The 11,802-nt window shown below is 58.5% G+C and carries 9 protein-coding genes; all 9 read right to left on the bottom strand.

From position 1 onward, the window contains the following. Positions 1-354: 354 nt before the first annotated feature. Complete coding sequence (locus tag FNU76_RS01560; RefSeq protein ID WP_143856072.1) at positions 355-1,239, bottom strand: hypothetical protein; 885 nt, start codon at positions 1,237-1,239, stop codon at positions 355-357. Positions 1,240-1,252: 13 nt separating this feature from the next. Then, on the bottom strand, positions 1,253-2,806 hold the full coding sequence (locus tag FNU76_RS01555; RefSeq protein ID WP_143856071.1) for a hypothetical protein: 1,554 nt from the start codon (positions 2,804-2,806) through the stop codon (positions 1,253-1,255). A 165-nt stretch (positions 2,807-2,971) separates the two neighbouring features. After that, positions 2,972-4,831 (bottom strand): FAD-dependent 5-carboxymethylaminomethyl-2-thiouridine(34) oxidoreductase MnmC1, encoded by a 1,860-nt coding sequence (mnmC1, locus tag FNU76_RS01550; RefSeq protein ID WP_143856070.1) that lies wholly within the window; start codon positions 4,829-4,831, stop codon positions 2,972-2,974. Positions 4,832-4,930: 99 nt separating this feature from the next. Further along, on the bottom strand, positions 4,931-5,539 hold the full coding sequence (locus FNU76_RS01545) for an FxDxF family PEP-CTERM protein (protein ID WP_143856069.1): 609 nt from the start codon (positions 5,537-5,539) through the stop codon (positions 4,931-4,933). Positions 5,540-5,872: 333 nt separating this feature from the next. Continuing rightward, positions 5,873-6,526, bottom strand: coding sequence for an ankyrin repeat domain-containing protein (locus FNU76_RS01540; protein ID WP_143856068.1), 654 nt, complete (start codon positions 6,524-6,526; stop codon positions 5,873-5,875). Between the two features lie 10 nt (positions 6,527-6,536). Then, entirely contained in the window at positions 6,537-7,637 is a 1,101-nt protein-coding gene (locus FNU76_RS01535) for an ankyrin repeat domain-containing protein (protein WP_143856067.1), read from the bottom strand. A gap of 162 nt (positions 7,638-7,799) precedes the next feature. Continuing rightward, a complete protein-coding gene (lysS, locus tag FNU76_RS01530) occupies positions 7,800-9,305 on the bottom strand; it encodes a lysine--tRNA ligase (RefSeq protein ID WP_143856066.1) in 1,506 nt (501 codons plus the stop codon). Positions 9,306-9,418: 113 nt separating this feature from the next. Next, positions 9,419-10,523, bottom strand: a protein-coding gene (gene prfB, locus FNU76_RS01525; protein ID WP_143856065.1) for a peptide chain release factor 2 whose coding sequence is annotated in 2 segments (ribosomal slippage) — positions 9,419-10,441 and positions 10,443-10,523 — 1,104 coding nt in all. Because the reading frame shifts where the segments join, the coding sequence is not laid out codon by codon here. 60 nt (positions 10,524-10,583) lie between these two features. Beyond that, complete coding sequence (locus tag FNU76_RS01520; RefSeq protein WP_143856064.1) at positions 10,584-11,696, bottom strand: response regulator; 1,113 nt, start codon at positions 11,694-11,696, stop codon at positions 10,584-10,586. Positions 11,697-11,802: the final 106 nt, after the last annotated feature.

Genomic DNA, 11,802 nt, shown 5'->3' with positions numbered 1-11,802 from the left:
CCTTTCGACTTGGTCCTGGCCGGCTTTCAGGTGAAACCGTTACCCAGGGGACCTCCTCCTTTATTTTTTGCAACAGTCAATGGGGATACATCATCCATATGGGGGAAAGCGGCTGCGAAATGGTGTTGCCAAAAACACTTTCCGACGAGCGGCAGAGGCGATGCAAGGCTGGTTGGGGGTACCCGCGCTTACTATGCGAATAGTAAAAAAAAGAGCCTGACAGCAATAGCTACAGGCTCCTGCGATGCCAAGGAAGGGGATATGACCAGGCATCCAATAAGGTGGTTGGCAATCATGCCGAAGCTCACCGTCAACGCGTATCAAAGAGCAAGGTCAAATCGGGGGTGCGAACGCTTAAATGATTGTGCAGGGGCGGTAGCTATGCTTCTTGAATGCGAGTTGGTAAAAAGCGCCATTGGTCATGTATTTTTCCTTCCAGGGAGATTTTTTCTCGATCCTGGCGATTTTTAGTTGTTCTTTTGACATAAATCTTTCAAAGGAAGACCCTAAAAGCTTCGGGTAATTTTTAACTTGCCTGGGGCTGAAGTCATAGCTGGGTTCGCCGTCCGGGCTGGGGTTAGGGTCTTTAAATAGCTTCTTGGAAATTATATTTTCCTTGTTTCGTTGAGCCAGGCGTAACGTTATAAAACCTTTTTCCGCAATTCGATCGGAAAAATGTAAAAGGACATGGTCCAGTTCTGTGTACTTCAGGGCAAGGTTGTAGGCATCTTTACCCAAACTGTAGGCTTTACGATAATTTTCGCTATCATATTTCACCCAATGTTTGCTGAAGTCGTCAACTGTCCGAAGCTTATTGGAGCGTTCAAATGCATAAAGTAAAATATCGGGTTGGCAAAGAATTTCCAAGAGAGGAACGGAGCAGGCGTTGTAAGTGACTTCGTCGAATAATCCGAGATGCACCAAATCCTTGCCAAAATGTTTGGGCCCATTGCCAGGATCGAAAGGCAGCGTAAGCAGCAATTCGAAAAGTAGGTTCAATTGCTTGTTCGATTTGTGGTTAATGCGCCTTATGTTGCCGATATATTTGTCAAGTGTTTCGAGCGATTTTCCAAAGTGTGGAAGTAACTTTAGCTTCTGCGATAGCGCGGGGAGTTCATTTAAATTTAAATGTGGTAATTCACAAAGCGACCTGCCGTCCTCGCTGGCAAGATTTGACGAATCGATACCGCATTGTGATGCCGTATGGATGAAATGCATTGTGGTAAGACTGCTAAGCATGATACAACTCCTGTTAAACAATGGCACTATCTGTATTTAATTTAAATAACACTCTTCCAGCGTCGCCTATTACAAAATTCTCAATTTCTTTAAATACTGTATCGCGATAATTCTGTAAATTTTGGCCGTCGACCGCGAGCATCTGCTTCAAGGCCTTTACCGTTTCGGCTGGCATTCCCGCAGTTTCTAACGCACGTCCTGCGGCCATTCTTCTTGCCTTTAATCCGGCTGTGGATATGTTTCCCGAGGCATCTGTCTTGCCTGCTTGCAAATGCCGTATCAGCATTTCAACGGTCACATAGGGATTTTTATCTTTCGATTGCAATATTTCCAAGTCAGCCAAAGACATGTAAGGCAGCGCTTTGATTTCCCCTAGCTGATTTTGCTTCAAATTATCCGCCGCGTTCAATTTTCGACGAGCGATCCATGCATTCCGTGCGGTGCGTGCCAGCCATGCGAGTCCGATCGCCGCTCCGACGGATGCCAGAGTGGGCACGCCTATCGCAAGCCCTACGCCCGATATGGTCAATCCCAAGCCAACGGCGGCGAGCAAAAATGTGGAAGTGCCTAATATGACACGGAGTTTGGATTGGTATTTTAGTTTCCCCAGCGCCTTGTTCGCTTTATCGTGATTCTCATCTACGCGGTTCATTACGTGGCCATATAATGCTTCGAGATGCTCGGCCTCGACCTTGGTGGCGGGGTTCTGTTTTAATTCACGTATATTTGCGGCGAGCTTTGTGACTTCGTTTGATTCATTGGCTGATCTGAATTTATCGAAATTGGCGAATTTGAGGTCGTTCAGGCTGGTATTCAGCTGTTCGCTTATTTCACCAACTTCCTTCAGGTCTTTCGAGTTTTGGCGATACTCATGAATGCCCTGCGCGATTTGAAACAGGCTGCTGATGATGCCAAAGATGGAGGCGGCAATACCTGCTGCCGGCGCGGAAACCTGTACGGTTGTGCCGGCAATGTCGCCTATCGTTTTCGCCATCGAGGCACCGCGCACCCCAGTGCTGCCCATCTGCACCAGTGGGCCATCCCTGAAAAATGAGAACAAGGTGGACATTCTCTTTTCGCGGTGCTTTTTTTCCTTTCTTTCCAAATTGCCGAGTTTCACAAAGAGCGATGCATTTTTGGCCCTTTCGAATTTTTGATTAGGCGTCAATTCTATTGACTTTGATTTGGCCTTGGTTCTGTCTATGGATTCCTTGAACGCCTCTGCTCCTTTGCTGAGGAGCACCTTCTGTTCGGCGATTTCCTTGCCTTCATTGTAATATTCGCGAGCGCTCTTCAAGCAGAAAACAACCTCGATCAGCGAGCATATGCCACCGCCGCCTTTCGGGCCGACCTCAACGTCAGTCACCGGGGTAGCTGCACCCACGATTTGCGAGGTGACCTTGAGGCCGAGGCTGGCGAGTGAAATAGTTGTCCAGGTGGTAAATAGCCAGAAATTCCGGGTCTGGGTGTTTACATCGGACGAGGTGGATGGGGCCGAAGGCAAAGGTTTATCAGGGGCATTGATTTGCGCCGTAGCAGGACGAAGAAAGCTAAACCAATTACCCATGGTGGACTCCTGCACCGTAATATGTCTGGGTTCTAATTAATCATGACGCAATTAAACGCTCAATTTCGCGCCGTGCTACCGCAAAGCGGTGAAGACTTCCGAATTTGCACTCGGCTTGGCGCGCCGGATGGCGTGAATGCCGCGAATCCAGGGCTGGGCCGGCCCTTATTCGGGCTCATGCCCCTGTCCCAGCCCATGTCGGGACAGAAACCGGGCCGGATCGACGGCCAGGACCAGTTCGCGCTCGACCGGCAGCGGTTCGCCTTCGATCTGGCTGGCCAGCAGCTCGGCCATCAGGCCGCTCCAGACCAGGCCACGGGCGCCAAAGCCGCCCAATATATAGAGGCCGTTCCGGCGTGGCGCCAAATGCAGGCTGCCGGCATGTTTGGGTTGAAACTGGCGGGTATCGGCGAGGGGGCCGGCCAGGGGCATGCGATCGATGGTGTTGGGTCGGCTACAGCGCCGGCCGGCAGGCGCGCAGTCGCCCGTGGGAAGGGTGCTGTCGGGCAGCATCTGTCCGAGCAGGCCCCGGTTGGCGGTTTGTGCGGTGGTTTCTTCTGCCTCGCTTGAACAGGCGGACGAGCCTAGACAGGCCAGCCCGGCTAGCGCAGGCGTCAGGTAGGCGCCTCGGCAGATCACGGTGGCGATGGCCGGGGCGGTGTGCTGCGGCAGGTAGCTGACATAGCGCGATTCGCTGCTTAGGCCCAGTTCGGGTGCGAATCGCGCCGCGTCGGCGGCATTGGCCAGGATCAGCACGGGCGCCTGGCCCAATACGCTGCCGTCCGAGGCCAGCGCCTGCCAAGCCCCGTCCGTGTGGGCCAGGCGGTCTACCTCCACGCCAAAATGGCTATATACGGCGCTTCCGCCTGCGGACAGCTGGGCATCGACCAGACTGGGAGGATGGATGACGGCGCCTTGGGGGAAGAAGATGCCGGAAGTGGCGACGGTCTGGCCCGCCAACCGGCTGGCGCGGTCGCGGTCAACGAATTCCAGGTAAGCGGGAGGGAAGATAGCTTGGCGTGCGCCTAGCTCGAAGCGCGCTGCTTCGGCTTCGTCACGCGCCAGTTGCAAGGTACCGCAGCGTCGCCAGAGCAGGCCGGGCAGGCTGGCCATGCGCCGCTGCCCATACAGGAAGCAGGCCCGGGCAAGGCGCGCTTGTAGATTGTCGTCGCTGGAAATCACCGGCCGATAGACGCCGGCATGATTGCCGGAAGCGCCTTGCGCCGGGCTGGCGTGGCGCTCCAGCAAGGTGATGCGCCAGCCACGCCGCGCCAGCCGTTCCGCCACCGCGCTGCCCGCCAAGCCTGCGCCGAGCACGATGGCGTGACGTTCGCTCGGCGCTGTCGCTTGCTCGCGTCGACCGCGAAAGCGGCCGATCAATCTGCCCTGCCTGGCTTCACCGATAAAACCAGCCGCCGAGATGCTTTCCAATCCGATGGTCCCGTCGTCCGGGCTGGCCAGGGTGGCATCATTGGCGGCCAGTCGAGTGAACTGTTTGAGCAGGCCTTGCTCGAAAGCGCCTGAGTCGAGGAAGAAGGCGTTTAGCCGGCCCAGCAATTTTTGCAGCCAGACACGCGGTTCGCCCAGCAGCAGGGTGAGGATGACCCGCCCCCGATCCAGTTCCAACCGATGAAACCCGCTGACGGGCAAGGGCCATTGTGCGAGCAGTTCGGCGGCCAGTGCGGCCAATTCCGTGTCCTGCCGCAACAATTGGGCGTGGATGGCGGCAAGATCGGTCGAGGAGTAGGGCTGGGCTTCGCAACTGATGAAGTGCAGGCGCTTGCTACTATCGGGATCGTTGCGCCAGGCGGCCCAGGTGGTAAGGAAGCGCCAACCCGCGCCGAAGCCGGTTTCGCATATCGAGAAATGGGCCTTGCCCTGCCAGCGTGCCGGCAGATCGTTGCCGCTCAGCCAGATATCCCGGGTCTGCCTGATGGCTTGGTCGCGGGCCATCGCCATGGCGGCCCAAGGCGGAGTAGTGCCTGGGCAATCGAATGGGACGGTGGGGACGGCGATATCGGGCATGGCAATAGAAAAAGCGCGGTTTCCCGCGCTTTGGAACTGGTTACGCTAGTGCCGAGCATAGCCGATATGGGAGAAACCCGGGGTATGCACGGTAGCGTGTCAGTAGTGCTGGCTATACCTGCGGCGGCGGAGGACCGTGGCAACGATGCCCAGGCCGGCCAGTAGCATGGCGTAGGTTTCCGGTTCCGGCACGGGCGCTGTGTTGAAGGACAGCTGGTAGTTGGCCGTACCGGCGCCCTGGCCTGGCCAGACGATGCCGCCGACGATGGCGAAGTATTCGACGCCGGGGGTGGCATTGAAGCTGAACGAGGTCTGCTCGCCCAGGCTGGTTTCGCTGCCCTTGACCAGGCCGGTCAAGGAACCGTCGAAGTAACTGCGCGAGTTGTAGAGGCCGTCATTGCGGTCGGTCGTCAGCAGCAGGCCCATCGTGGGGCCGGAAGTGCTATTCCAGCCGCTGAGCGAGGTTGTCAGCGACAGCAGGTAGTTGCCGCTCAGTTGATTGCCGAGCGAATAACGATTTACTTCGTAGGCGATATCGCCATTGGTAATATTTGGAATCGTATCGAAATTGTCCAATAGCAGGCCACTACCGGCAACAGCGCCGGCTGCCAGATTGACTGGTTCGGGGGCGGGCAGGGTCAGGGCGGCGGCATTCAGCGCGCTGCCGAACAGGATGCAGGAAGCCACCAGGCTTTTGACGAGGTTCATGGAATCTTTCCAATGGAAAATGCAGATAAATGGCGGTATGTGAGTCTGGCGGGCGGGTTATGCCAAGCGCATCGAGCGGATTGTTGCATAAGCGCGGTGGCTTCGCAATATGCTGACGTACTATAAAAATGCGTGTTCTGTTATTTGCTTTTTAATTATTCAATAAAAGGGTAATAGTGGACAAAGGGCGAAAAAATACACTAGATCCATTAGCCCTAGATAATATTAAGCGAGCCGGGTATAGGGAATATCTGAAATATTTTACTGACACAATCGGCGCAATCCAGCGCGTTTCATCGGCACACCGACGAACGCTGGATTGCGCGGCAGGCCTTACTTGCCGATCGCCTTGCCGACGATGCTCTTCATGCGCGCTTCGACTTCCGTACCTTCCAGGAACTTCTTGCCTGTTTCCGGCTTGAGGCGGGCACCCAGCCGCACCAGGGTTTCGGCGGCATCGTAGTTCTTGACGGCCAGGGCCATCGATAGGGGAGTGAAGCCCTGGTAGCTTCGGCTATTGATATCGCCGCCGCCTTTGACCAACCGCTCCACCACCATGCCGGGGCACTGCTGCGCGGCCGTCAGCATGGGTCCCAGGCCTTGCATGCCGGGCTGGTTGGGGTTGGCGCCGTGGCTGAGCAGGGCATCCATGACCTGGACGACACGGCGGGTTTCCACCGACTTGTCCTGGCAGGCCATGGCGGCGAACTCGATCGAAGTTTGCGGCATATTCAGGATCTTGCCGTTGGGATCGATCCCCATTTCCAGCATCGCGACCACTTCTTCGACATGCGCGTTCATCAGTAGCGAGGGCAGGTTATCGGGGGCGACACTCAGGCCTTTGTCGTCGAGGAATTTCTCGGCTTGTTCCTTGCTCATCTTCGGCGCTTGCAAATCGACGGCGGCATTGTCCGCCAGGGCGGACAAGGGCAGGGAAAGCAGCAGGCAGGCCAGCAGGGACCGGGCGGAATACTTGGATTTGAGCATGAGTCGGGGCCTATTTTTTCTTGGATACGGCATCGCGGAGCAAGTTGACGATCTCCGGATCGGTGGGTGGTTCGAAAAAGATTTCGCCGATGCGCTTCTTCGACGTGCGTGCGCCGGCATCGATAAGGGTTCTGGCGACGGGCCAGCGACCCGATGTCAAAGCGATATCCAGCGCGCTGAAGTCTTGTTTGTTCTTGTGGGCCAAGGGCGTGCCTGCCGCCAGCAAGGCCTTGATCTCCGCCGGCATCACGCAGAACTGGGCGACGCTGTGCAGCAAGGTATTGCCCTGTGGGTCGATGAATTTGGCATCGGCGCCGTGGGCGAGCAGCAAGGCCAAGCCTTCGAGTCGCTGGGCGCTTTTACTTGTATCGTCCGGCGCATCCGCGCTGCAGCCCACGAACAGCTCCTCCAGGGGCGCGCGGCTGGAGCCGATCCCGCTATTCGGGTCGAAACCCACCTGTAGCAGGGCCTGGAGCGCGGGGACGTTTGCTTGGTGCGCTGCGTTGATCAGGTTATGGACCGATGCATTCAATCCATGCTCGCGCAGATAGCTCAATCCGGCGTGCTCGCTTTGCGCATCCTTGGGATGCAGCTTGCGCGGGTCGGTGTGGTTCGAGCCGTCACCTTCCAGCCAGGTTCGCAACATACCGGCCCGGCCGTGCATCCAGCCCTTATCCGGGCCAGTATCTGCCTCGCCGGCTTCCTTGGCTTGCCGAATGATCTCGCGGTCGGCATTCAGTGTCCTTAGCCTGATCATGGCCTCGCTACGCACATCCTTGTTTCGTCGCGATTTGACCAGTTCCAGCAGGACGGGAGGCGCCTTTTCGTGCAGATACACCTTTACGGCGGCGGGCGAGTTGCCTTCGCTGTCGCCGATATCGGCGATGGCGATAATCAGCTTTTCCGCCTCGCTATCACTATCGGTCGCACTCAGGCGCTGCAGCAGCGGGGCGATATCGTTGGCGACATCCACTTGGCCGCTGATGATTTTCTGCTCGGTGCGGGCAATGGCGGCCTTGACGGATTCGGCCGAAGCGTAAGGGCCCACGCCCAGCCAGAACAGGGCCGAGAGGGTGAGCAGGGGATGGGTTTTCTTACTGCGGTAAAGCATGGATGCACAAGCCCGGTTGCCAAGTAACGCAACATCATACCCACGCGGCAGCGCGGCTGCCGGAGGGATCGATGCTTCGAACCGGGGGAATATTTACGGCGTCGTGCCTGCGACCAGGCAAGCGAAGGGGAGTGGACCATGCCGCGCCCCTTCCTGCTGCCCTTAGTCTTCCCGGCGCATCTGCGGGAACAGGATCACATCGCGGATCGAAGCGGAATCGGTCAGCAGCATCACCAGCCGGTCGATGCCCAGGCCGCAACCGCCGGCGGGCGGCATGCCGTATTCCAGGGCGCGGACATAATCGGCGTCATAGTGCATGGCTTCATCGTCGCCGGCATCCTTCTGGCGCACCTGGTCGAGGAAGCGCTCGGCCTGGTCTTCCGGATCGTTCAGTTCGGAAAAGCCGTTGGCCAGTTCGCGGCCGACCACGAACAGTTCGAACCGTTCGGTAATGCCGGGGCGGCTGTCCGAACCACGGGCCAGCGGCGAGATTTCCACCGGATAGTCGATGATATAGGTCGGGTCCCACAGCTGGGTTTCGGTGGTTTCCTCGAACAGGCTGAACTGCAGGCCGGCGACACCACTGGTGGCAAAATGCTTGCCGCCCAGGCGTTCGATCTCGGTCTTCAGCCAGGTCCGGTCGTTGAGCTGCGCTTCGGTGTAGTGCGGGTTGTATTGCATGATGGCCTGCACCACGGTCAGCCGGGCGAAGGGCTTGGACAGATCGACCAGCTTGCCCTGGTACTCCAGCACGGCATGGCCGTGGATGGCGCGGGCGGATTCGCGGATGACTTCCTCGGTCAGGCTCATCATGCGGCGATAGTCGCAATAGGCCTCGTAAAATTCCATCATGGTGAATTCGGGGTTGTGGCGCGTGCTCATCCCCTCATTGCGGAAATTACGATTGATCTCGAAAACCCGCTCCATGCCGCCCACCACCAGGCGCTTCAGATACAGCTCCGGCGCGATGCGCAGGTAGAGCGGCATATCCAGGGCATTGTGGTGGGTGGTGAAAGGCTTGGCCGCCGCGCCGCCCGGGATGGGGTGCATCATCGGCGTTTCCACTTCCAGATAGCCTTCGCCCACCATCACGTCGCGGATCTTCTGGACCACCTTGGAGCGCTTGATAAAGGTATCGCGGCTCTGGTCGCTGGTGATCAGATCAAGATAGCGCTGGCGGTATTTCTGTTCCTGGTCGGTCATGCCGTGGAACTTCTCCGGCAGCGGACGCAGCGACTTGGCCAGCAGGCGCACTTCGCTGACCTGCACGCTCAGCTCGCCGGTCTTGGTCTTCATCATGGTGCCCTTGGCCCCGACGATATCGCCCAGATCCCAGGTCTTGAAGCCGGCCAGGGTGGCTTCGCCGACCTTGTCCAGCGAGACGAACAGCTGGATGCGGCCGGAGCCGTCCTGGATGGTGGCGAACGCGGCCTTGCCCATCACCCGTTTCAGCATCATGCGGCCGGCAACCGACACTTCGATCTTGCCGGCTTCCAGGGCTTCCTTTTCGCTTTCGGCATGGGCGGCGTGCAGGCCGGCGGCCAGGTGCTTGCGCTCGAAGTCGTTCGGGAAGGCCGGTCCGAGTTTGCGCAGTTCCGCCAGTTTGGCGCGCCGCTCGGCAATCAGCTGGTTTTCGTCTTGGGGGGTGGGGGCTTGCTGCTCGGACATGGTAGGGCTCGTCTTGAATGGGTGGCGCGCGGCCGCGCCAGGCTAATGGGTTAAGACAGCGCTAACGCAATTTGCCGAGTAGCGACAATTGCGTTGCGCTTCTTTGGGAAATATCAAACGCCCTGCTTGAGGCTGGCCTGGATAAAGATGTCCAGATCGCCATCCATTACGCCCTTGACGTTACCGACCTCGATATTGGTGCGCAGGTCCTTGACCCGGCTCTGGTCGAATACATAGGAGCGGATCTGGTGGCCCCAGCCGATATCGGACTTGCCGGCTTCGAGCGATTGCTGGGCTTCCATGCGGCGGCGCAGCTCGGCTTCGTAGAGCTTGGCGCGCAGCATCTGCATCGCTTCGTCCTTGTTGCGGTGCTGCGAGCGGTCATTCTGGCATTGCACCACGATCCCGCTGGGATTGTGGGTGATACGCACGGCCGAATCGGTCTTGTTGATGTGCTGGCCGCCGGCGCCGCTGGCACGATAGGTATCGATGCGCAGATCGGCCGGATTGATTTCGATCTCGATGCTGTCGTCCACTTCCGGATAGACGAACACGGACGAGAACGAGGTGTGGCGGCGGGCATTCGAGTCGAACGGCGATACCCGGACCAGGCGATGCACGCCGGTTTCGGTACGCAGGAAGCCATAGGCGTATTCGCCGCTGAACTTGATGGTGCAGCTGCTGATGCCTGCCACTTCGCCTTCGGATTCTTCCATCAGTTCGACGGTAAAGCCTTTGCGTTCGCCGTAGCGCATGAACATGCGCATCAGCATGCCTGCCCAATCCTGTGCCTCGGTACCGCCGGCACCGGACTGGATGTCCACGAAACAGGCGTTCGGGTCCATCGGATTGGAAAACATGCGGCGGAATTCCAGCTCGGCGATCTTGGCTTCGGCGTTGGCCAGGTCGGCGGCAACCGCTTCGATGGTGTCCCAGTCGCCATCCGGCTTGGCCATGTCGAACAGGTCGCGGCTATCGACGACGATCTGGCCGATTTCATCCAGGCCCAGTACGACGGACTCCAGCAGCTTCTTTTCCTTGCCGATTTCCTGGGCGCGCTTGGGGTCGTTCCACAGCTCGGGGTCTTCGGTCAGGCGGCTGACTTCTTCCAGGCGGTCTTTTTTGCCAGGGTAGTCAAAGATACCTCCGAAGTTCGTCGCCGCGGGCGGCGAGGTCGGCGATGCTGTTTTCGATCTGATTGAGGCGTTCGGCTTCCATGCGTCGGTTTCCTGGTAGGGCTCGGTCGTGCTTGCAGAACCGGCGATTATACCCGATGGATTAGTGGCTGGCCGGCGAGGTTTCCAGGTCGCGGAAGCGATCGGCGATGGCTAGGAATTCCTGCTCGATGGCGAGAAAGGCGTCCAGCACATCGGGGTCGAAATGGCTGCCACGCCCCTCGCGCATCATCGCTACCGCCTGCGCGTGCGGGAAGGCCGGCTTGTAGACCCGCTTGGAGATCAGTGCGTCATAGACATCGGCCACCGCCATCAGGCGGGCGGAGATCGGGATGGCATCGCCACGCAAGCCTTCGGGATAGCCTGAGCCGTCCCACTTCTCCTGGTGGTAGTGGGCGATTTCACGGGCGAAGGTAAGAAAGCTGTTGCTGCCGCCCAGATGTTTTTCCACTTGCAGGATGGTATCGCGGCCATAGATCGTATGGCGCTTCATGATTTCCCACTCCGCTTCGTCGAGCTTGTCGGGCTTGAGCAGGATGCGGTCCGGCACGCCGACCTTGCCGATATCGTGCAAGGGGGCGGATTTATACAGCAAGGCGACATTCTCATCGCTCAGCACGGCGGCAAAGCGGGGGTGCGCCTGTAGCGCGCGGGCCAGCGCGGCGACGTAGTTCTGGGTGCGGCGGATATGGTTGCCGGTCTCGTTGTCGCGGGTTTCGGCCAGGCTGGCCATGGCCAGGATGGTGGCGTCCTGCATCTGCATCAATTGGTTGGTGCGTTCGTGCACCAGGTGTTCCAGGTGCTGGTTCTGGTCGCTGAGGAATTGCCGGGCGCTCTTCAAGGCAAGATGGGTCCTGACCCGTGCCAGGACGATGGGCGGACTGATGGGCTTGATGATGTAATCGACGGCGCCGATCCCCAAGCCCAGCTCCTCGTCCTCGACCTGGCTCTTGGCGGTAAGGAAGATCACCGGGATATCGGCGGTGGCCGGGTTTTGCTTGAGCTGGCGGGTGGTGTCGTAGCCATCGAGTTCCGGCATCATCACATCCATCAGGATCAGGTCGGGCTGGCTGGACTGGGCGATCTCGATGGCCTTGTAACCGCTGGTGGCGACCTTGGTCTTGTACTGGTCGCGCAACAGCGCCGACAGCAATTGGATGTTGTCGGGCGTATCGTCCACGATCAACACGGTTTGCCTGGCTGGGGACTCGTTCATGTACCGGCTCCTCCCGACAGTAGCGATCCACGGTTCTGCTGGCGCGGCCACGCAGGTTTGCGGCCGCGCTTCTGTATCGTAGTCGTAGCTGGGGAGTAAAGCCTAA

Origin of the sequence: Chitinimonas arctica, from assembly GCF_007431345.1 — a bacterium.
GTDB lineage: Bacteria > Pseudomonadota > Gammaproteobacteria > Burkholderiales > Chitinimonadaceae > Chitinimonas > Chitinimonas arctica.
Note: the sequence above shows the minus strand (reverse complement) of the source record. Positions and strands in the feature narration are given on the sequence as shown.

Bases quoted from the DNA above. Each gene is read 5' to 3' on its own strand.
- FNU76_RS01560 (WP_143856072.1), bottom strand. From the start codon at position 1,239: ATGCTTAGCAGTCTTACCACAATGCATTTCATCCATACGGCATCACAA.
- FNU76_RS01555 (WP_143856071.1), bottom strand. From the start codon at position 2,806: ATGGGTAATTGGTTTAGCTTTCTTCGTCCTGCTACGGCGCAAATCAAT.
- mnmC1 (WP_143856070.1), bottom strand. From the start codon at position 4,831: ATGCCCGATATCGCCGTCCCCACCGTCCCATTCGATTGCCCAGGCACT.
- FNU76_RS01545 (WP_143856069.1), bottom strand. From the start codon at position 5,539: ATGAACCTCGTCAAAAGCCTGGTGGCTTCCTGCATCCTGTTCGGCAGC.
- FNU76_RS01540 (WP_143856068.1), bottom strand. From the start codon at position 6,526: ATGCTCAAATCCAAGTATTCCGCCCGGTCCCTGCTGGCCTGCCTGCTG.
- FNU76_RS01535 (WP_143856067.1), bottom strand. From the start codon at position 7,637: ATGCTTTACCGCAGTAAGAAAACCCATCCCCTGCTCACCCTCTCGGCC.
- lysS (WP_143856066.1), bottom strand. From the start codon at position 9,305: ATGTCCGAGCAGCAAGCCCCCACCCCCCAAGACGAAAACCAGCTGATT.
- FNU76_RS01520 (WP_143856064.1), bottom strand. From the start codon at position 11,696: ATGAACGAGTCCCCAGCCAGGCAAACCGTGTTGATCGTGGACGATACG.